This is a genomic window from Yersinia artesiana, from assembly GCF_902726545.1.
GTDB classification, from domain to species: Bacteria; Pseudomonadota; Gammaproteobacteria; order Enterobacterales; family Enterobacteriaceae; genus Yersinia; species Yersinia artesiana.
Window position 1 is genome coordinate 21,994 of the sequence record NZ_CACVAD010000003.1, and the last position, 20,107, is coordinate 42,100.

Below are 20,107 nucleotides of genomic sequence, written 5' to 3' on the forward strand. Positions count from 1 at the left end.
ACTTTTTTCTCTTCTTTGGAGAGGCCGTAATGGCAAATTCTATTCGCTGGACAGTCGGGCAAGCCCAGGCCCTGTTTGAAAAACCGTTGTTGGATTTATTATTTGAAGCTCAGCAGATTCATCGTCAGCATTTTGATCCACGCCAGGTTCAAGTCAGCACTTTGTTGTCGATTAAAACCGGTGCTTGCCCGGAGGATTGCAAATATTGTCCACAGAGTTCGCGTTACAAAACCGGGCTGGAAAGTGAGCGATTAATGCAGGTCGAGCAAGTGCTGGAATCCGCGAAAAAAGCCAAAGCTGCGGGTTCAACTCGTTTTTGTATGGGAGCGGCCTGGAAAAATCCACATGAGCGCGATATGCCTTATCTGGAAAAAATGGTCGAAGGCGTCAAGGCGATGGGTATGGAAACCTGCATGACCTTGGGGACTTTGGACAAACAGCAAGCCCACCGTTTGGCAGACGCCGGATTAGATTATTACAATCACAATCTGGATACCTCGCCGGAATTCTACGGCAGCATCATCACCACCCGCAGTTATCAGGAGCGGCTTGATACCCTAAGCGAAGTGCGCGATGCCGGGATCAAAGTCTGTTCCGGCGGCATTGTTGGGCTGGGCGAAACGGTGCGTGACCGCGCCGGGTTGCTGGTGCAACTGGCAAATTTGCCTAAACCACCGGAAAGTGTGCCGATCAACATGCTGGTCAAAGTGAAAGGTACGCCGCTGGAAAATAACGACGATGTGGATGCTTTCGAGTTTATTCGCACCATCGCGGTTGCTCGCATTATGATGCCAACCTCTTATGTGCGGCTCTCCGCTGGCCGTGAGCAGATGAATGAACAAACGCAGGCCATGTGCTTTATGGCTGGAGCGAATTCCATTTTCTATGGCTGCAAATTACTCACCACGCCGAATCCGGAAGAAGATAAAGATTTACAGCTATTCCGCAAATTGGGGCTGAACCCGCAGCAGACCGCGACTTCCCATGGTGATCGTGAACAGCAACAGGTTTTGACCGAGCAATTATTGCACGGCGACTCCTTGCCCGAAGACTCGGTTCAATTTTATAACGCGGCCCACTGATGAGCTGGCAGAACAAAATAGATCTCGGCCTGCAACAGCGGCACGAGGCAGCCGCTTATCGTTGCCGTCAAGTCAATGATGGGGCGAATGGGCGCTGGTTACACACTGGTGCGCAGCAATATCTCAACTTTTCCAGCAATGACTATTTGGGATTGAGTCAGGATCCCGCGGTGATTGCGGCCTGGCAACAAGGGGCGCAGCGCTATGGCGTGGGGAGCGGTGGCTCCGGTCATGTTACGGGCTATAGCTTGCCGCATGCCCAATTGGAACAACAATTGGCTGACTGGCTGGGTTATCCGCGCGCTTTGTTGTTTATCTCCGGCTTTGCCGCCAATCAGGCTGTATTGACGGCGTTAACCGCTGCGGATGACCGAATTCTGGCGGATAAGCTCAGTCACGCCTCTTTGCTGGAGGCCGCTGCACACTCTCCGGCACAACTTCGACGTTTTGCTCACAATCAACCTGATTCACTGCAAAAACTGCTTAATAAGCCGTGTTCAGGTCAAACTTTGGTGGTGACAGAAGGCGTTTTTAGCATGGATGGCGACAGTGCACCGTTGGCGGCGATACAGCAACATACGGCGGCGGCGGGGGGCTGGTTATTGGTAGACGACGCTCATGGTATCGGCGTGCGGGGGGCTGCGGGGCGGGGAAGTTGTGAGTTGCAAGGTGTGAAACCTGAACTGCTGGTGGTGACTTTTGGTAAGGCGTTTGGCTTAAGTGGTGCGGCGGTGTTGTGTCAGGAGCCGGTAGCCGAGTACTTGCTGCAATATGCCCGTCACCTGATTTACAGCACGGCAATGCCACCGGCGCAGGCCTGTGCTCTGCAAGCCGCGCTACTGCGTATTCAGCAAGGTGATGATTTGCGCCAACGCCTCCAGCAACGCATCACGCAATTTCGCTGCGGTGCAGCAGCTTTACCGCTGCAATTAGGGGCATCTGACACGGCGATTCAGCCACTATTGGTCGGCGACAATCAACAGACCGTGGCATTGGCAGAACAGCTACGCGCTGCGGGCTTGTGGGTGACGGCTATTCGCCCGCCGACAGTTCCTCCCGGTGGCGCAAGATTGCGTATTACCCTGAGTGCCGCCCATCAGAGTGATGATATTGACCGGTTGTTGGAGGTGCTACATGGCGTTTGTCACTGAAAATTCACCGCCAGCAAGAGCCAGCAAACCCACAGTAAATCAGCTAACAGTAAATAAACCGGCAATTGCTGCGGCTTTTAGTCGAGCGGCTGGCAGTTACGATACCGCCGCCGATTTGCAACGGGAAACCGGTAATGCCTTGTTGGCACTCGGCGTACCGCATCCGGGGATGTCAGTATTGGATGCTGGTTGTGGTACTGGGCATTTCAGCCGTCTTTGGCGCGAGCGCGGTAAGCAGGTTATTGCATTGGATCTGGCTGCGGGCATGTTGGAGCACGCCCGTCAGCACAAAGCTGCCGATGACTACCTTCTTGGGGATATTGAGAATATTCCGCTGCCAGATCAATCCGTTGATATCTGTTTTAGCAATTTAGCGGTGCAGTGGTGCACCGATTTATCTGTGGCGCTGGCCGAACTGTATCGGGTCACGCGCCCTGGGGGGATCATTCTGTTTTCCACTTTGGCCGACGGCTCTCTGGATGAATTGGGGCAGGCGTGGCAACAGGTGGATGGTAAGCGGCATGTGAATGATTTCCTCTCATTTCAGCATATCAGCGCGGTTTGTCAGGGATATCGCCACACCCTGACACCGCAGACATATCAGCAACAGTTTCCGAATGTCATCGCCCTTATGCGCTCGCTACAGGGCATTGGTGCCACGCATTTACATCAAGGGCGCAAGGCTGGATTGAATGGCCGCAAGCGCCTCATGGCCTTGCAGCACGCTTATAGCATGCAATCTGGTTACTACCCACTGAGTTACCATTTAGTTTATGGGGTTATTTATCGTGATTAAACGTTGGTTTATCACCGGCACAGATACTGATGTCGGTAAGACAGTTGCCAGTTGTGCTTTGCTACAAGCCGCAGCCCTCCAAGGCTTTCGTACCGCCGGTTATAAACCGGTGGCATCCGGTAGCCAGATGACAGCCGATGGCTTGCGTAACAGCGATGCGCTGGCATTACAGGCGAACAGCACTCAAACATTGTCTTATGCACAGGTGAATCCGCTGACATTACTGGAGGCCACCTCACCGCATATTGCCAGCGTTAGTGAAGGGCAGGAGATTCATTTGCCGGTCTTATCACAAGGTTTACGCCAACTTGAGCAATCGGCTGACTGGATATTAGTCGAAGGAGCGGGGGGCTGGTTTACGCCACTTTCGTCACAGGCGACGTTTGCCGACTGGGTGCAGCAGGAACAATTGCCGGTGATAATGGTTGTTGGGGTAAAACTGGGTTGCATCAATCATGCGCTGTTAACGGCTTTGGCGATTGAGCAAGCGGGATTATCGCTGGCAGGCTGGGTGGCGAATGAGGTGATAGCGGCAGGACGGCGGCAAACTGAATACATGGCAACACTGAAACAGATGATAAACGCGCCGTTATTGGGCGTTGTTCCCCATCTTGCGGATTTGACCACTTCTCCTGTGACAGAGCGACGTGATCTTGATCGCTATCTGGATCTGAGTTTATTGGCAGTGCACCGCCGCCCAGATTAAAGGTAAATACGGATTTTTAGCCATTTAGTGACTAAAAGGGCTAATACCTGTTATTAGCCCACTATTTCGTTTGGCACAAATCGGCTGTTGTCCACCGCAGTATTGAGCCATATCAACTGACCAAATGCTCAATAATCATATTTTCATCCAACTGATCTAACGTTCCTTGCGCTACATTTCGTCCACCAGCCATCAGGCAGAATCTATCTGCAACATGTTGAATAAACGGCAATCGATGTTCGACTAACAATACCGTCATGCCAAGGCTACGGCTAAGTTTTTGCAGAATATTGCCGATATCTTCACTCAGTGGCGGCAACGTGCCGTTACCTGGTTCATCAAGAATAAGCAATTCAGGTTCGGCGACCAGTGCGCGAGCAATCGCCAACTGTTGTTGCTGATGACGGGTAAGTTCCCCACCTCGTTGATGGCGTTTGTCATATAACAGGGGAAACAACTCAAAAATCCAGCCCGGAATATGGCGTGATTTATGTCCAGCGAGCACGGCTATTAACATATTCTCCTCAACACTCATTTGGGAGAATATCTGTTGCCCTTGCGGAACATAGCCGATACCCAGTGCAGTGCGCCCCTCAACAGGTTGCTGTAACAAATTCTGCGGCGGTTCATGGTTAGGCTGCCAGGTCATGGTGCCACTCATAATGGGCAGATGGCCCATGATGCAATTAATTAATGTGGTTTTCCCTACGCCATTGCGTCCAATCAGGCAGGTACATTGGCCGCGAGGAATCTCCAGATTGATATCCCAAAGAATATGGTTCTGACCATAGTATTGATTTACAGCGGTTAAACTCAGCATCAGTGCTTCTCCTCAGTCGATCTCAGTTATTCACAGGTATCCCGGTGTTCTGTAACGGCTAGTGAAGAATTAACCAGCAAATCTGCATACCTGGTAGCGGCAGCACTGCATAAAACACCACATTTCTAGCGGGTGGTTGCGAGCATCAATATATGAAGCAACTCTTGGGCCAAGTTGTGATGAGTGAGGATAAAATAGGTATGTTAACGGGCTGTAAATGGTTTTTGCGCAAACGGGGAAAAGAAAACGATTAAAACAACCGGAGGGGCAATGATGGGGGAGCAATTATTGCACTCAAGCAGTGCCAGAGAGGAGATAATGGTGCAATAAAAATACAGTGCTTATTGCGTTACTGAGCGGCCTCACAGAAAGAATGAAAATTATAGAATTAGCAAATAGATTTGTTAGCACTAATTGAAATATGCGGTGAAATAAAAATGTAAAAAAAACACTAAAAAAGCCAGTTTGTCACTATTACGCCGCGAAGCTTCGCTTTTCGCCAACGCACGGCCCTTGTGGGGTTGAATGAGTTATCCACCATTCCTGTGGATAACCTTGTGCATTAGCCATAGAAAACTGATGACAGACGAGAGCGGACGCGGCTTCCGCTCGTGTTGTCCGGATTCTCGACTTTTTAATAAATTTTTTTATTTTCAATGAGTTAATTAAAATCAAGCGCTCAGGAAATATAGCCTGTATGGATGGATAATCTTTAAGCAATTAACTCTCAATAATGTGTTGATGTTAATGGCTGGGGATAAAAATACTTTTAGGGTGCAAATGCTATCCACATCTCACTGTAATAATGCGTGCAATATTGCATTGAGAGAAATTTCGGCATTTTGGTGCTTGAAGCTGGTTTTATATCCAGTATCATAGCAGTGGCAAAAATCTATGGGGCTTTCATAATTAGCCTCCTGACAGTTTGTATTTCTCCGGCGGGTAGCAAATTCATGAGTAAACCATTCAAACTACATTCTGAGTTTAAGCCAGCAGGTGATCAGCCTGAGGCCATCCGGAAACTGGAGGAGGGGCTGGAAAATGGTCTGGCTCATCAAACACTGTTGGGGGTGACCGGCTCGGGCAAAACCTTTACGGTAGCCAATGTCATTGCTGACCTGAATCGGCCCACTATGGTGTTAGCACCCAACAAAACCCTGGCCGCGCAGCTTTATGGTGAGATGAAAGAGTTCTTTCCTGAGAATGCGGTGGAATATTTCGTCTCCTACTATGACTACTATCAGCCCGAAGCTTATGTGCCAAGCTCTGATACTTTTATCGAGAAAGATGCCTCGGTAAACGAGCATATCGAGCAAATGAGGCTATCGGCCACCAAGGCCCTGCTGGAGCGGCGCGATGTGGTGGTGGTGGCCTCGGTCTCTGCCATTTATGGTCTGGGTGACCCTGATTTATACCTGAAAATGATGCTGCATTTGACCAAGGGTATGATCATCGATCAGCGTTCTATTTTGCGCCGTTTGTCAGAATTGCAATATAGCCGCAACGATCAGGTGTTTCAGCGCGGCACTTTCCGCGTGCGTGGCGAAGTTATCGACATCTTCCCGGCGGAATCTGATGAATGGGCACTGCGGGTAGAGTTGTTTGATGAGGAAGTGGAACGGCTATCGATATTTGATCCGCTAACCGGCCAGCTACAACACGAGGTTCCACGTTTTACTGTTTATCCTAAAACGCACTACGTTACCCCGCGGGAGCGAATTTTACAGGCGATGGAAGAGATCAAAGTTGAGTTGGCAGAGCGGCGTAAGGTGCTACTAGCCAACAATAAATTGATCGAAGAACAGCGTATTACCCAGCGAACCCAGTTTGACCTCGAAATGATGAATGAGCTGGGTTACTGCTCTGGTATTGAAAACTATTCTCGCTATCTCTCGGGCCGTGGGCCGGGAGAGCCGCCGCCAACACTATTTGATTATCTGCCAGCCGATGGTTTGCTAATTGTAGATGAATCCCACGTCACCATCCCGCAAATCGGCGGCATGTATAAAGGTGACCGCTCACGTAAAGAAACATTGGTGGAATATGGCTTCCGGCTCCCCTCGGCGCTGGATAACCGCCCAATGCGTTTTGAAGAGTTTGAAGCGCTGGCACCGCAAACTATCTATGTTTCGGCCACTCCGGGCAAATACGAGCTGGAAAAATCCGGTGGCGAAGTTATCGACCAGGTGGTGCGCCCAACCGGCTTGCTCGATCCATTAATTGAGGTGCGCCCTGTAGCCACACAGGTGGATGACTTGCTGTCAGAGATCCGCATTCGCGCTGCAATTAATGAGCGGGTGCTGGTCACTACGCTGACCAAACGCATGGCAGAGGACTTAACCGAGTATCTGGAAGAGCATGGCGCGCGGGTGCGTTACCTACATTCGGATATTGATACCGTGGAGCGCGTAGAGATTATCCGTGATTTGCGTTTGGGTGAGTTTGATGTGCTGGTGGGGATCAACTTACTGCGAGAAGGGCTGGATATGCCGGAGGTTTCACTCGTTGCCATCCTTGATGCCGATAAAGAAGGTTTCCTGCGTTCTGAGCGCTCCCTGATTCAGACCATTGGTCGCGCAGCTCGTAACCTTAATGGTAAAGCCATTCTTTATGGTGACAGAATTACCGCTTCAATGGAAAAAGCCATTGGTGAAACAGAGCGGCGTCGAGCCAAACAGCAAGCTTACAATGAAGAGCGCGGCATTATTCCACAAGGGCTAAACAAGAAGATCGGAGATATTCTGCAGTTGGGCCAACCTTCTACCCGTGGCAAGGGGAAAGGTCGGGGTGGCAAAGTGGCTGACACCAACAACTACCAATCTCTGGCACCAAAAGCGCTTGATCAGAAAATCCGTGAATTGGAAGCGCAGATGTACACCCACGCGCAAAACCTTGAGTTTGAGCAGGCGGCAGAATTGCGCGATCAGGTGCATCAGTTACGCCAACAGTTTATCGCCATCTCTTAACATCTTGCGGCATAGCTCGATTCCTCGTAAGGTGTGCCGCTAAAATTAGGGTTAAGAGACAAATAAAAAGGGCAAATGATGAGTGACCATGTATCAAAAGATCCGTTACACGGTATTACCCTTGAGCAACTGTTGACCAAATTGGTTGAGCATTATGGTTGGGAAGAGTTGGCATATCGCATTCGGATCAACTGTTTTACCAGCTCGCCAAGTATCAAATCTAGCCTGAAGTTTTTGCGACGTACGCCATGGGCACGAACTAAAGTGGAAGAGCTTTATATCCACATGACTGAGACCGCTGCTTTGGAAGAAAAATCGCGCAAGTAACCTTGTGCGCCCACTTACACCGAGCCGGCACCACCTAATTGTTGCAAGGTGGTTTCCAGTGCCTGGCGCAGTAACTCTCGGTCATGGCGATAGGGGATATCTTTGGCTTCCAGGGGCTGTTGGACAATGATTCTGTTCGCAACGCCACTGATATCAATGCGTGGGCTTACAATTGCCGCATCAATAATTTTTCGGCCAATCTTACTTTCCATTATTTCCAGCTTTTCATGCAATGACAGCCCAGCGGCCGCCACACTGAGTTCACGCCCCAGATTGCCAATATAAATCATGCTGGCAGAGCTGCGTCGCAGGGCTTGAGTGAGATCATCGAGTAATAACAGCGGCATCAGGCTGGTCAAAAAGCTCCCCGGCCCGATTAAAATGACATCTGCCTGGCTGATTGCTTCAATCGCTTCCTTGGTCGCGTGGACATGGGGAGATAGCAGCAAATCTTTCGGCATATGCGCAAGTTGGTCAATATTCACTTCGCCGTAAACCGGGTGCCCTTCACTATCGATAGCCAGTAAATCGACGGGTTGTTCCGACATGGGGATCAACCAGGCATCCACTTTCAGCAAGCTGCGTACCAGGTTAATGGCTTCAATGGGCCGAATACTGAGATGGTCCAGTGCCTTGAGCATTAAATTGCCCAGATTATGACCCGCCAGTTCACCATTACCGGTAAAGCGGTATTCGAACATTGCAGAAGCGACACTGGGTTCTGTTATCAGTTGATTCAGGCAGTTACGCGTATCACCCCAGGCAATCCCACCCTCTGAACGGCGGATGCGACCGGTTGAACCGCCATTATCGGTGGTGGTAACAATACCGGTCAGGCGTGAGCCTAAAGGGGAAAGGGCTGACATCACTCGCCCCAGCCCATGGCCGCCACCTAAAGCCACCACCCGATCAAGGTCCGCTAATGTGCGATTTCGCATATTTTTCCTGCCTAAATATTGTTGCCTGACTCTAATAGTAGAGCTAATGGTGAAATTGCTGCATAAGTTAACGGATTTGCCGCTGAAACGCGATAAAAGCCATGGTTTTCGTGATTTTAACCCAGTATTAGGCATGAGCGGAATGAGCGTCAGTTTTATGCATAAGTCGTTGTATATAAAAATATATAGCGAAAACAGCCATTGGCTATCTTACAGTTTTAGCGTTAGAATCTGGAGGAAAAGTGGGGTTTTTAGCGATTAGCGGCTATACCCAAAATGACTTTTTTAACCATGGTTCAGTTAGCTGTCAGTACAGTGACTGAGCACAAACTCCTAGCCTTGGTGTCTACGTTGTTGCGTTTATGGACAATATGATGCCCTGGCCGTGGCTTTAAGCCACCAGGGTGCGAGGTAGAAATGCCTGCATCTCCCGTATTTGGAAAGGTGTTATGGTACAACTTACAGACGCATTTGCGCGCAAGTTCTATTACTTGCGCCTATCGATTACCGATGTGTGTAATTTTCGCTGCACATATTGCCTGCCCGATGGCTACCGCCCGGACGGAGTTAAAAGTTTTCTCAGCCTTGACGAAATAAGCCGCGTCAGCCGGGCATTCTCGCTATTGGGGACAGAAAAAATCCGCTTAACCGGTGGCGAGCCATCTATGCGCCGCGATTTTACCGACATTATCGCCACCATTCGTCAAAATCCCGCGATCCGCACCTTGGCGGTGACTACCAATGGTTACCGTTTAGCGCGTGATGCAGCCCAATGGCGTGAGGCGGGGCTGACGGCGATTAATGTCAGTGTTGATAGCCTCGACCCACGGCAGTTTCATGCCATCACCGGACAAAATAAATTTCATCAAGTGATGCAAGGAATTGATGCCGCTTTTGATGTGGGTTTTGAGAAAGTCAAAATCAATGCCGTGCTGATGCGGGATGTCAATGACAAGAATCTCGGTGCATTCCTTAACTGGATAAAATCTCGCCCGATTCAACTGCGATTTATTGAACTGATGGAAACCGGCGAGGGCGGCAATTTGTTCCGCAAGCACCATGTTTCCGGCAGCGTCATCCGCCAGCAATTGCTCCAGCAAGGCTGGCAGCAGCAAGAACGTGCGCGCAGCGATGGCCCGGCTCAGGTGTTTCATCACCCGGATTATCTGGGCGAAGTTGGGCTTATCATGCCGTATGAGAAAGACTTCTGTGCCAGTTGTAACCGCCTGCGTGTTTCAGCGCTGGGAAATCTGCATTTATGCTTGTTTGGCGAGCAGGGTATTACGCTGCGTGATTTGTTGACCAGTGACGACCAGCAAGATGAATTAATGGCGCGGATTCAAAGCGCATTGCAAACCAAGAAACAAACTCATTTCTTGCATCAAGGCAACAGCGGTATCACACAGAATTTATCGTTTATTGGTGGCTGATCGGCTGCAATATCAAGAACAAAGGTTATCTATGACCCAACTGACTCACATTAATGCCGCTGGCGAAGCCCATATGGTGGACGTTTCCTCCAAAATAGAAACCGTGCGTGAAGCCCGTGCGGAGGCTTTCGTCGAAATGCACGCTGCGACTTTGGCCATGATTATCGAAGGTAGCCATCATAAAGGTGATGTGTTTGCCACTGCACGAATTGCAGGTATTCAGGCGGCTAAAAAAACCTGGGAATTAATTCCGCTGTGCCACCCGCTGTTGCTCACCAAAGTGGAAGTCCAACTGGAAGCACAACCGGAACACAATATAGTTCGCATCGAATCCTGCTGTCGCTTGACCGGTAAAACCGGGGTGGAAATGGAAGCTCTCACCGCAGCGTCCGTTGCGGCCCTGACTATTTACGACATGTGTAAAGCCGTACAAAAAGACATGATAATTGGCCCGGTTCGCCTGTTGGCAAAAAGTGGCGGAAAATCCGGTGATTTTAAGGTGAACTCATGATTCAGATTCTATTTTTTGCTCAGGTTCGTGAGTTGGTAGGAATTGACCGCTTGCAACTGGCAGCGGAATTTCCAACGGTTGAAGCTTTGCGTCAATCCCTATGTCAGCGGGGTGAACGCTGGCAGTTAGCACTGGAAGAAGGTAAATTGCTCACGGCGGTGAATCAATCGCTGGTCAACATGCAGCACCCTTTGGTTGCGGGAGATGAAGTGGCTTTCTTCCCACCAGTGACGGGAGGTTGATGATGGACAACACGCGTATTCGTGTCGGGCCGGAGGCATTTAATGTCGGCGAAGAGTACACCTGGTTGTCACAGTGTGATGAAGATGGCGCGGTGGTGACCTTTACCGGCAAAGTCCGAAATCATAATTTGGGGGCTAATGTCAGTGCTTTGACGCTGGAGCATTATCCAGGGATGACAGAAAAAGCGCTGGAAGAAATCATTGCCCAAGCGCGCAGCCGCTGGCCTTTGCAGCGCGTGTCAGTCATTCATCGGGTGGGGCCGTTGTTTCCCGGCGATGAAATTGTCTTTGTTGGCGTGACCAGTGCTCATCGCAGTATGGCGTTTGAGTCGGCTGAGTTTATTATGGATTATCTGAAAACACGGGCACCCTTCTGGAAACGTGAAGCAACCACGGAGGGCGAACGTTGGGTCGAATCACGCGACAGTGATCATGCTGCTGCCAGACGTTGGTAAACTGTACGTAAACCCGTGTAAAGATTGGCCCTAAACATCTATTTTTACTCCCTTGTTTGCCCTATTTCTGTGGTACCCTTAAAGAGTCGGTGGGCTGTCAGCTGATAGCCTGTATCATTATTTATATGCATAAGGTAACTACCATGGATCGCTATCCACGCTCTAATGGTTCAATTGTCGAACGTGCCAACTCTGGCATTCAGGCATATATGGCGCAGGTATACGGCTGGATGACCTGTGGTCTGTTATTAACAGCAGTAGTCGCTTGGTACGCAGCAAATACGCCTGCGGTAATGAATTTTATCTTTTCCAGCCAGATCACCTTTTTCGGGCTGATTATTGTTCAGTTAGGTCTGGTATTTGTTATTTCTGGCATGGTTAATCGCTTAAGTGGTTCAATGGCAACCAGCCTGTTTATGCTGTATTCAGCGCTGACGGGGCTAACTCTTTCCAGCATCCTTATCATGTATACCGGCGCTTCTATCGCCAGCACGTTTATTATTTGTGCCGGAATGTTTGGTGCGATGAGTGTGTACGGCTATACCACTAAACGTGATTTGAGTGGTATGGGTAGCATGCTGTTTATGGGCTTGATTGGTATCGTGTTGGCTTCTATCGTTAATATCTGGCTGAAAAGCCCGGCATTGATGTGGGCTGTCACTTATATCGGCGTGTTGGTATTTGTTGGTCTGACTGCTTACGATACCCAGAAGCTGAAAAATATGGGCGCGCAGTTGGATTCTAATGATAGAGATAATTTCCGTAAATATTCTATCGTCGGCGCATTGACCCTGTATCTTGATTTTATCAACTTGTTCCTGATGTTACTGCGGATTTTCGGCAACCGCCGCTAAGCGGGTTGATTAAGGGCTGCGACGCGGCAGATTTGCCCGGCGTACACTGCTCAAAATTTGAAAGGACACCATATTGGTGTCCTTTTTGCTTTTTAGTGAGCGGATATGCAGTGCTAACGATTAAATCCGCTACGCAATTTTCCGTCTAAACATTCCATATGCCACACTCCCTGTCGTGGCCGTTATCACCAACAGCGGCCACAAGCTGTGCCAGATAATATCGAAGCTGGCATCCTTGAGATAAATCTGTTTGGTGATATCAGTAAAGTGGCGGATAGGATTGATCCACGTGATGTTTTGCAGCCAAATGGGCATGTTCTCCACTGGGGAGACATAACCAGAAAGCAGGATTGCCGGCATCATAAAGACAAATACACCGATAAATGCTTGCTGCTGAGTGGAACATAGCGATGAAATCAATAAGCCAAAACCGACCAGCGACAGGCCGTAGAGCAACATAGTGCCGTAGAACAGCGCCAACGAGCCAGCAAAGGGGATTTGGTAGAAAAATATTCCGATAAACAACACGATAGTCGCCTGGAACGTAGCCACTATCAGCGCCGGAACCGCTTTGCCGATAAAAATTTGCCAGGTAGTCAGTGGTGAAACCAGAAGCTGTTCCAATGTCCCTTGCTCTCGCTCACGCGCTACGGACAGCGACGTCACAATCAGTACGCCGATAGTTGTAATCATCGCAATCAATGACGGCACAACAAACCATTTGTAATCCAGATTCGGGTTATACCAGTTTCGAATCACCAACTCGCTGTTATTGGGCTTAACTTGCCCTTCAGTCAATTCTAATTGGTACTCTTGCACAATTTGCTGAATGTAATTTGCCGCTATTTGAGCACTGTTGGAATTGCGCCCATCTAATACGAGTTGTAGCTGAGTCATTTTGCCATTGGCCAAATCCGCACTGAACTGCTCAGGAAAGCGAATCAACAGCAGCGCTTTCTGATTATCAATGACCGGCTGAATCTCTTGTGGACTGTGCAGCAGCAAGACGTGAGAAAAGGCTTCGGCTTTAGCGAAGCGCTGGGTGAGTTCGACCGAGGCCTTGCCGCTATCTTCACTGTAAATGGCGATAGTGGCATTAGTCACTTCTAATGTGGCGGCGAATGGGAATAAGATCACCTGCAATATCACTGGCATGATTAATATCGCGCGGGTTTGCGGTTCACGTAGCAGCGACTGCAACTCTTTAATAATCAATGTGTAGAGGCGATGAAACATTGCCAACTTCCTTCTGCTAATCGAGTCGACGACTTAATCTAATCGACGATGAGTTTTCCAAGCTGTCAGGCCAATAAAGACCACGGCTGATGCGATCAGGAACAATAGGTTAATCACCAAAACGGTACCGATATTCCCCGCCAAAAACAGAGTTTGCAGGCTACTGACAAAATAGCGGGCAGGAATGATATAGGTCACGGCGCGGACAACGGCTGGCATACTGTCGATTTGGAAAATAAATCCAGACAGCATAACCGCGGGCAGGAATGCGGCGTTCAATGCCACCATCGCAGCATTGAACTGGTTGCGGGTGATAGTCGAAATCAATAACCCCATGCCCAGTGTGCTGGCTAAGAACAAGCTGGTCATGACAAACAATATCCACAATGAGCCACGATAAGGTACACCGAGGATAAACACCGCGACCACCATACATAGCGTCATAGCGACCATGCCGAGTACGTAATAGGGGATAAGTTTCGACAACAACAGTTCACTGCGCGTGACCTGAGTCGACAATAACGCCTCCATGGTGCCGCGTTCCCATTCGCGGGCGATCACCAGTGACGTCAGGATCGCGCCAATCACTGTCATGATAATAGTGATGGCACCTGGAATAATAAAATGTCGGCTGATGGCAGCAGGGTTAAACCAATAACGCACCTGAATCTCTATTAACGGATCATTCTTTTGCCCCAGATTTTGCGCCTGCTGCTGTTGCCAGATTTGCCAGACACCTTGAGCATAACCTTGCACAAAATTGGCGGTATTTGGCTCACTGCCATCAGTAATTACCTGAATCGGGGCTTTACTCTCAGGCCGTGCAAGTTGCTCGGCAAAGTCATTGGGAATCACAATAAGCCCACGAATTTTACCGGCCTGCATCGCCTGAATCAGTGCCTGACGGTTATCACTGATTTGTGGCGAGATATAAGGTGAACTGGCGAACGCGTTAGCCAAATCTTGCGCGGGTCGACTCTGTTGCTCCATCAAAATGCCAATATGCAGCTTGCTCGAATCCAGATTGATGCCGTAGCCAAATATAAACAGCAACAATAGGGGGATGACAAAAGCAATCAGCCCGCTGCTTGGGTCACGTAGAATTTGCCGGGTTTCTTTATTGCACAGCGCTCGTAAGCGACGCCAGGAGAATCCGGTGTCTTGATAAGTTTCACTCTCATTTACCGGCGATTTATTTACATGGAAATCATGTGGCTCGGTCATGATTGCTGCTCCTTATCGTTTTGCCGGTCATAGCGCAGGACCAGTTCGATAAATGCTTCTTCCATTGATGGATTCGGATTTTCATCAGTGGCGACTTGCTGCTTTAGCTCATCAGGTGTGCCTGCGGCAATAATTTTGCCGCGGTAAACCAGGCCGATGCGATCACAATACTCCGCTTCATCCATAAAATGAGTGGTGACCATGACTGTCACACCCTTGTCTACCATCCCATTGATATGCAACCAAAACTCACGGCGAGTGAGCGGGTCAACACCGGAGGTTGGCTCGTCCAGAAACAGGATGTCGGGTTCATGCATCAGGGCGCATGCCAGCGCCAGGCGCTGTTTGAACCCAAGCGGCAGTGAATCAGGTGTTTGTTTGAGAATCGGTGTGAAATTAAATGCTGACGTCATATCGGCAATTTTATCGCGCTGGGTTTTACCCTGTAGGCCATAAACACCGGAGAAAAACTTCAGGTTTTGCTCCACTGTCAGGTTGCCATACAGTGAAAATTTCTGCGCCATATAACCCAAATGTTGGCGTGCTTTACCTGAACTGGTTTTCAGATCCATACCCAGCACCAATGCCTTGCCACTGCTGGGAACCAGCAAACCACACATCATCTTAAAAGTGGTTGATTTACCGGCACCGTTCGGTCCGAGTAAGCCAAATATCTCGCCGCGTTTTACCTGAAAATTCACATGATCAGTGGCGGCGAAATCACCAAATTTCTTGGTTAACTCTTGGGCTTCAATCACGGTTTCGTCATGGCTACCTTCGACTTTGGGCATGATTTTTGCCAAAGCAGACTCACTGGCCGGGCCGCCGCCCAGCAGGTCAATAAAGGCATCTTCAAAGCGTGGGTCGGCCTCCATGATTTCGCCATTAGGTTGATTTAACAGAGATAATACCTGGCTGTGATCCACTTCCGGCTTGAGGATCAGCCGCACATATTTCCCCTGAATCACCCCATCACTGACCTGTGGCAATGTTAGGGCGTGCTGTAGCAATTTGCGGTTAGTTCCGGTTTGAGCAGCAACCAAAATGGTTCGGCCACTCATACGCTGTGTCAGTTCCTGTGGTGCGCCGCTGTAAAGCAGCTTACCTTCATTGAGCAGCAAAACCTCGCGGCATTGCTCAGCCTCATCCAAATAGGAGGTACTCCACAGGATAAGCATACCGTCACTTGCCAACTCATGAACCATGCGCCATAACTCGCGGCGTGAGATGGGGTCGACACCGACACCTGGCTCATCAAGCAACAAGACTTTTGGCTGACCGACCAAGGTACAAGCCAGCCCCAGTTTTTGCTTCATACCGCCAGAAAGCTTGCCGGCCAGCCGTTCAGTAAAGCGGGTCAAATCGGTAAAAGTCAGCAGGCGCTCGAATGTTTGGCGGCGCTGTTCACCAGTTACACCGCGTAAATCGGCATACAGCGTCAGGTTCTCCATTACCGTCAAATCTTCATACAATCCAAACTTTTGCGGCATATAGCCGAGGATTGAATGCAACTGACGATCATTTTCCACCGGGTCAAGACCTACGACTGACAACTTGCCATGACTGGGTTTGAGCAACCCCGCCAACATTCGCAACAGCGTGGTCTTACCGGCACCGTCAGGCCCGACTAAACCGGTGACGGCACCGCTGCGAATTTCAGTGGTCAGGCTGGCAACGGCAGGGTTCTCCAGTCCAGGGAAGGATTTTTCGACACCTTCCAAAGTAATAAGATGCTGGATGCCATTCATAGCTCATACCACCTTAAGGTTGTACAAAGCGGACAGTGACCGGCATACCCTGGCGCAGCGACTCATCGGCATCGGTGATGATAATACGTAAGCGATAAACCAGATCGGTGCGTAAATCCGGCGTTTCCACACTCTTAGGGGTAAATTCGGCGGTCGGCGAAACAAAACCGATTTTGCCGTGATAAGGCTTGTCCGGGCGGCCATCAGTAAAGACTTCGACCTCAGTCCCAGGGATCGCTTGACCCAAATGACGCTCGCTGACATAGGCTCGTACCCAAACAGGATCAGTCAGAGAGAGCGTAAAGACGGTGTTGCTGGCAGATAGAATGGTGCCTGGCTCAACAGCGCGTGTCAGTACCGTCCCGCCAGAGGGAGAGAGTAGGGTGGTATCTTGCAAGTTGAGCTGGGCTTGCGCCAATTCAGCTTCACTTTGCGCCAGATTTGCTTCGGCTTGCGCAATTTCTTGCGGGCGGTTACCGCTTAAGTATTGAGCCAGCTTATCTTTCGATGCTTGCAGATTGGCTTGAGCCTGATTACGCGCGGTACGGGCATTTTCCAGTTCATTAGCAGAAGTGGCTTTATTGGCCCACAATCCTTGTTGGCGTTTGAGGAAGCTGTCAGCGTAACTGAATGCAGCCTCGCGCTGGGAAACCTCAGACCTGACCTGGGCAATCTCTTCCTCCCGATAGCCCGCTTTCAGTAACGCTAATTGGGCCTGTGCACTTTGTACATTCGCCTGCGCTTGTTTGAGGGCGTTGACATAAGGGCCGTCATCCAGTTTTCCCAACATTTCACCCGGTTGAATTTTATCGCCTTCATCGACCGCGAGAGAGGCTAGCCGGCCACCGACTCTAAAGCCCAGATTCACGGTGCGAATATCGACATTACCATATAACGTCAATGTGGCGTCTTGTTGTTGGCGATAATAACTCCATCCGTAACCTATTGCCGCCAACAGAGCGACAATAACGACGGCCACTATAATCTTCTTACGATTCATAATGCTCCCTATCTGTTACCGATTTTTATGACAACCAGGTCAGTGATTTCACCCTAATGTTTTAGCCCGCAGCCCATAAAGCAACAGGTCAATATGTTCGATAAGTACTTGATTAATCATCTCACTTTCAGATTCACCGATTTCCAGCCATCCAGCTTGCCGGCGGATGGTTTCTCGCCCCATACGGAAAGCCAGAACTTCACCAATTAATGCATGTGTATGAAGAATAGTTTTTGTAGCATTTGCATCGGCACCAATGAATGCCGCCAGCAATAGGTTCAGTTTTTGGTGTAAAGGTGCAATGGCCTGAGTATGAATCAACAGATATGCATCAGTGGGGGAGAGTTGCTCCCGCGCCATGATTTTGCTGAGATTCAGCGTTTCTGGCTGTGTCATTAAATGACTGAATTCTAATAATCCACGGCGGATATAATGCAGCTGCTGTTCCGGGCTTTGCTCCTGGCGCGGTAGTAGCAGAAACTGGTCAATTTCCTGTCTCAGTGGCGCAAAAGCTTGTTGAATAAAATCGGCAATTTGTTGCGCCACCGCCAGATACAGACCTTCTTTGGAATTGAAGTAGTAAGTAATCGCGGCAATATTCTGGCCGGCCCGCTGAGCAATCTCACGGGTGGTAGCCCCTTTCAAACCCTGTTCGCCGAACAACTCGGTCGCCGCTTGTATCAGTTGCTGACGGGCTTGTTCACCGCGAGAGGTGACAGGTATTGCTGGTGTCATGGAATGGGACATAGGCTCCAGTCTTAGTGCAATTCCCCTGTAGGGGTACATAAGGGTATAATTTGTGCTAATAATAGTAATGGCTAAATAATAAATCAATCATATGATTAACTTTAGGCTGTAGCTGCGAATATGTAAAGTTATGGCCGGAATTAGCTCTGTTTTTGTGAGCAGAAGTGAGTTAATCGCCAGAAATAAATCAATTTTCTTGATGTTTGGGTTAATAAAAATCTTAAGAAACACGTAAATATCCCTTTTCCTGCTAAACATCTGTTATAATCAGCCGCAATGGTGCACTGCAGTTTGTGCCAATCCTCGTGGTAATGCCTCAATTCATGCCTCGTCTGATAATCTTCCCTTGAAACTGCACCTGACGATATCGCCGGGATTGGGGAGATCTGGAGCTTCTCGTAATATGTCATTTGATTCTCTCGGTTTAAACGCCGACATCCTGCGTGCTGTTGAAGAGCAGGGCTACCTTGTGCCGACGCCAATTCAACGTCAGGCAATCCCTGTGGTACTGGAAGGCCGTGATTTAATGGCCAGCGCCCAAACCGGTACCGGTAAAACCGCTGGTTTCACCTTGCCACTGTTGCAACTGCTAAGTCAGAACCAACAGCCAATTAAAGGCCGTCGTCCGGTGCGTGCGTTGATTTTGACGCCGACTCGCGAACTGGCTGCGCAGATTGACGAAAACGTCCAGAGTTACAGCAAATACCTGAAGCTGCGTTCGCTGGTGGTATTTGGTGGCGTTAGCATTAACCCACAGATGATGAAATTGCGTGGTGGTGTTGATATTTTGGTCGCCACCCCGGGCCGTTTACTGGATCTGGAACATCAGAACGCGGTTGATTTGTCCAAGATTGAGATTTTGGTATTGGACGAAGCCGACCGCATGCTGGATATGGGCTTTATTCACGATATCCGTCGTGTTTTGGCAAAACTGCCAGCCAAGCGCCAGAACTTGCTGTTCTCCGCCACCTTCTCTGATGAGATTAAAGGTTTGGCTAGCAAGCTGTTGCATAACCCCGCTTCTGTTGAAGTGGCGCGTCGCAACACTGCTTCTGAACAAATCGCACAAAGCGTTCATTTTGTGGATAAAAACCGCAAACGCGAGCTGTTATCTCAGATGATTGGCGAAGGTAACTGGCAGCAAGTATTGGTGTTCAACCGCACCAAACATGGCGCTAACCATTTGGCTGAACAATTGAATAAAGACGGCATTACTGCCGCCGCTATTCACGGTAACAAGAGTCAGGGCGCGCGTACTCGTGCATTGGCTGATTTTAAAGACGGCAAAATCCGTGTACTGGTTGCGACTGATATCGCCGCTCGCGGTTTGGATATCGATCAGTTACCTCATGTGGTTAACTATGAACTGCCAAACGTACCGGAAGATTACGTGCACCGCATTGGTCGTACTGGCCGCGCAGAACGTACTGGTGAAGCGATTTCTTTAGTTTGTGTTGATGAACATAAACTGTTGCGTGATATCGAGCGCTTACTGAAACGTGAAATCCCACGCATTGCGCTGGATGGCTATGAGCCGGACCCGAGCATTAAAGCTGATCCGATTCAAAATGGTCGTCAAGGTCGCGGAGCACAACGTCCTGGTATGGGCCGTGGTAGCAGTGCAGGCCGCCCACAAAATGGTGGCGCAGCAGCAGGCCGTGGCGATAGCCGCACCAGCCGCCCACGTAGCCAGGCTGATGGTCAACGCCGCCCGGCAGGCCCGTCTTCTCGTGGTCGTAGTCGTAATCCAGGCGAATAAGTTAAATCGTATTCGCTGATAAAACCGCTTCTTTGGAGGCGGTTTTTTTTCATCTGAATCCATGTCATTACAGGGTTATTCCTTGTCTTAGCCCCGGCTTGCCCCGTATCATTGC

General features: G+C 49.6%; 19 protein-coding genes and 1 riboswitch. Of the genes, 12 read left to right on the forward strand and 7 right to left on the reverse strand.

From position 1 onward, the window contains the following. Nucleotides 1-29: 29 nt before the first annotated feature. Genes bioB through bioD form a run of 4 tightly spaced genes read left to right on the forward strand, consistent with a single transcriptional unit; the run spans nt 30 to nt 3,735 of the window. Entirely contained in the window at nt 30-1,082 is a 1,053-nt protein-coding gene (gene bioB / locus HU019_RS01420) for a biotin synthase BioB (RefSeq protein WP_174848336.1), read from the forward strand. Continuing rightward, entirely contained in the window at nt 1,082-2,233 is a 1,152-nt protein-coding gene (bioF, locus tag HU019_RS01425; protein ID WP_174848337.1) for an 8-amino-7-oxononanoate synthase, read from the forward strand. Before bioB ends, bioF begins: the two co-directional genes overlap by 1 nt. After that, complete coding sequence (gene bioC, locus HU019_RS01430) at nt 2,217-3,029, forward strand: malonyl-ACP O-methyltransferase BioC (protein ID WP_174848338.1); 813 nt, start codon at nt 2,217-2,219, stop codon at nt 3,027-3,029. Before bioF ends, bioC begins: the two co-directional genes overlap by 17 nt. Next, nucleotides 3,022-3,735: a dethiobiotin synthase gene (bioD, locus tag HU019_RS01435; RefSeq protein ID WP_174848339.1), complete on the forward strand. Its 714-nt coding sequence runs from the start codon at nt 3,022-3,024 to the stop codon at nt 3,733-3,735. Before bioC ends, bioD begins: the two co-directional genes overlap by 8 nt. 112 nt (nt 3,736-3,847) lie before the next feature. Here the strand turns inward: bioD and HU019_RS01440 are convergent, their stop codons facing one another. Then, nucleotides 3,848-4,555: a branched-chain amino acid ABC transporter ATP-binding protein gene (locus HU019_RS01440; RefSeq protein ID WP_174848340.1), complete on the reverse strand. Its 708-nt coding sequence runs from the start codon at nt 4,553-4,555 to the stop codon at nt 3,848-3,850. A gap of 953 nt (nt 4,556-5,508) precedes the next feature. Between HU019_RS01440 and uvrB the strand changes: the two genes are divergently transcribed. Together uvrB and HU019_RS01450 are read left to right on the forward strand one after the other, a co-directional pair. Continuing rightward, nucleotides 5,509-7,521 carry an excinuclease ABC subunit UvrB gene (uvrB, locus tag HU019_RS01445; protein ID WP_174848341.1) on the forward strand — a complete coding sequence of 671 codons (2,013 nt, stop codon included), beginning with the start codon at nt 5,509-5,511 and terminating at the stop codon, nt 7,519-7,521. 78 nt (nt 7,522-7,599) lie between these two features. After that, complete coding sequence (locus HU019_RS01450) at nt 7,600-7,848, forward strand: VF530 family protein (protein ID WP_174848342.1); 249 nt, start codon at nt 7,600-7,602, stop codon at nt 7,846-7,848. A gap of 14 nt (nt 7,849-7,862) precedes the next feature. Here HU019_RS01450 and HU019_RS01455 read toward each other — a convergent pair whose 3' ends face one another. Next, nucleotides 7,863-8,786: a gluconeogenesis factor YvcK family protein gene (locus HU019_RS01455; RefSeq protein ID WP_174848343.1), complete on the reverse strand. Its 924-nt coding sequence runs from the start codon at nt 8,784-8,786 to the stop codon at nt 7,863-7,865. 318 nt (nt 8,787-9,104) lie between these two features. Beyond that, a riboswitch (molybdenum cofactor riboswitch) is annotated at nt 9,105-9,249 on the forward strand. Here HU019_RS01455 and moaA point away from each other — a divergent pair. The 5 genes from moaA (at nt 9,236) to HU019_RS01480 (ending at nt 12,278) form a co-directional block, all read left to right on the forward strand. Next, nucleotides 9,236-10,216: a GTP 3',8-cyclase MoaA gene (moaA, locus tag HU019_RS01460; RefSeq protein ID WP_174848344.1), complete on the forward strand. Its 981-nt coding sequence runs from the start codon at nt 9,236-9,238 to the stop codon at nt 10,214-10,216. Its footprint overlaps the riboswitch before it by 14 nt. A gap of 31 nt (nt 10,217-10,247) precedes the next feature. After that, nucleotides 10,248-10,727, forward strand: coding sequence for a cyclic pyranopterin monophosphate synthase MoaC (moaC, locus tag HU019_RS01465; protein ID WP_174848345.1), 480 nt, complete (start codon nt 10,248-10,250; stop codon nt 10,725-10,727). Next, nucleotides 10,724-10,969 (forward strand): molybdopterin synthase sulfur carrier subunit, encoded by a 246-nt coding sequence (gene moaD / locus HU019_RS01470; RefSeq protein ID WP_174848346.1) that lies wholly within the window; start codon nt 10,724-10,726, stop codon nt 10,967-10,969. Before moaC ends, moaD begins: the two co-directional genes overlap by 4 nt. Nucleotides 10,970-10,971: 2 nt before the next feature. Further along, nucleotides 10,972-11,424, forward strand: coding sequence for a molybdopterin synthase catalytic subunit MoaE (moaE, locus tag HU019_RS01475; protein ID WP_174848406.1), 453 nt, complete (start codon nt 10,972-10,974; stop codon nt 11,422-11,424). A 143-nt stretch (nt 11,425-11,567) separates the two neighbouring features. Next, nucleotides 11,568-12,278: a Bax inhibitor-1/YccA family protein gene (locus tag HU019_RS01480; RefSeq protein ID WP_005158923.1), complete on the forward strand. Its 711-nt coding sequence runs from the start codon at nt 11,568-11,570 to the stop codon at nt 12,276-12,278. Between the two features lie 129 nt (nt 12,279-12,407). On the opposite strand, the gene HU019_RS01485 is transcribed toward HU019_RS01480, so the two are convergent. From HU019_RS01485 to HU019_RS01505, 5 genes are read right to left on the reverse strand one after another with little or no spacing between them, the layout of a single operon-like run. After that, entirely contained in the window at nt 12,408-13,514 is a 1,107-nt protein-coding gene (locus HU019_RS01485; RefSeq protein ID WP_174848347.1) for an ABC transporter permease, read from the reverse strand. Nucleotides 13,515-13,547: 33 nt separating this feature from the next. Continuing rightward, entirely contained in the window at nt 13,548-14,738 is a 1,191-nt protein-coding gene (locus HU019_RS01490) for an ABC transporter permease (protein ID WP_174848348.1), read from the reverse strand. Continuing rightward, nucleotides 14,735-16,486, reverse strand: coding sequence for an ATP-binding cassette domain-containing protein (locus HU019_RS01495; RefSeq protein ID WP_174848349.1), 1,752 nt, complete (start codon nt 16,484-16,486; stop codon nt 14,735-14,737). The genes HU019_RS01490 and HU019_RS01495 overlap by 4 nt, the downstream gene beginning before the upstream one ends. Before the next feature lie 13 nt (nt 16,487-16,499). Continuing rightward, the gene (hlyD, locus tag HU019_RS01500; protein ID WP_174848350.1) at nt 16,500-17,486 is read right to left on the reverse strand and encodes a secretion protein HlyD; all 987 of its coding nucleotides are present in this window, start codon (nt 17,484-17,486) and stop codon (nt 16,500-16,502) included. Between the two features lie 48 nt (nt 17,487-17,534). Next, nucleotides 17,535-18,233, reverse strand: coding sequence for a transcriptional regulator (locus tag HU019_RS01505; protein WP_174848351.1), 699 nt, complete (start codon nt 18,231-18,233; stop codon nt 17,535-17,537). Nucleotides 18,234-18,636: 403 nt separating this feature from the next. On the opposite strand from HU019_RS01505, the gene rhlE reads away from it, so the two are divergent. After that, nucleotides 18,637-19,992, forward strand: coding sequence for an ATP-dependent RNA helicase RhlE (gene rhlE, locus HU019_RS01510; RefSeq protein ID WP_174848352.1), 1,356 nt, complete (start codon nt 18,637-18,639; stop codon nt 19,990-19,992). The last annotated feature ends 115 nt before the right edge of the window (nt 19,993-20,107 follow it).

Excerpts from the sequence above, each read along its gene's own strand:
- moaD (WP_174848346.1), top strand. The coding sequence starts at position 10,724 with ATGATTCAGATTCTATTTTTTGCTCAGGTTCGTGAGTTGGTAGGAATT.
- HU019_RS01485 (WP_174848347.1), bottom strand. The coding sequence starts at position 13,514 with ATGTTTCATCGCCTCTACACATTGATTATTAAAGAGTTGCAGTCGCTG.
- HU019_RS01455 (WP_174848343.1), bottom strand. The coding sequence starts at position 8,786 with ATGCGAAATCGCACATTAGCGGACCTTGATCGGGTGGTGGCTTTAGGT.
- HU019_RS01450 (WP_174848342.1), top strand. The coding sequence starts at position 7,600 with ATGAGTGACCATGTATCAAAAGATCCGTTACACGGTATTACCCTTGAG.
- bioB (WP_174848336.1), top strand. The coding sequence starts at position 30 with ATGGCAAATTCTATTCGCTGGACAGTCGGGCAAGCCCAGGCCCTGTTT.
- HU019_RS01490 (WP_174848348.1), bottom strand. The coding sequence starts at position 14,738 with ATGACCGAGCCACATGATTTCCATGTAAATAAATCGCCGGTAAATGAG.
- HU019_RS01480 (WP_005158923.1), top strand. The coding sequence starts at position 11,568 with ATGGATCGCTATCCACGCTCTAATGGTTCAATTGTCGAACGTGCCAAC.
- uvrB (WP_174848341.1), top strand. The coding sequence starts at position 5,509 with ATGAGTAAACCATTCAAACTACATTCTGAGTTTAAGCCAGCAGGTGAT.
- moaA (WP_174848344.1), top strand. The coding sequence starts at position 9,236 with ATGGTACAACTTACAGACGCATTTGCGCGCAAGTTCTATTACTTGCGC.
- moaE (WP_174848406.1), top strand. The coding sequence starts at position 10,972 with ATGGACAACACGCGTATTCGTGTCGGGCCGGAGGCATTTAATGTCGGC.
- HU019_RS01505 (WP_174848351.1), bottom strand. The coding sequence starts at position 18,233 with ATGTCCCATTCCATGACACCAGCAATACCTGTCACCTCTCGCGGTGAA.
- moaC (WP_174848345.1), top strand. The coding sequence starts at position 10,248 with ATGACCCAACTGACTCACATTAATGCCGCTGGCGAAGCCCATATGGTG.
- HU019_RS01440 (WP_174848340.1), bottom strand. The coding sequence starts at position 4,555 with ATGCTGAGTTTAACCGCTGTAAATCAATACTATGGTCAGAACCATATT.
- hlyD (WP_174848350.1), bottom strand. The coding sequence starts at position 17,486 with ATGAATCGTAAGAAGATTATAGTGGCCGTCGTTATTGTCGCTCTGTTG.
- rhlE (WP_174848352.1), top strand. The coding sequence starts at position 18,637 with ATGTCATTTGATTCTCTCGGTTTAAACGCCGACATCCTGCGTGCTGTT.
- bioC (WP_174848338.1), top strand. The coding sequence starts at position 2,217 with ATGGCGTTTGTCACTGAAAATTCACCGCCAGCAAGAGCCAGCAAACCC.
- bioF (WP_174848337.1), top strand. The coding sequence starts at position 1,082 with ATGAGCTGGCAGAACAAAATAGATCTCGGCCTGCAACAGCGGCACGAG.
- HU019_RS01495 (WP_174848349.1), bottom strand. The coding sequence starts at position 16,486 with ATGAATGGCATCCAGCATCTTATTACTTTGGAAGGTGTCGAAAAATCC.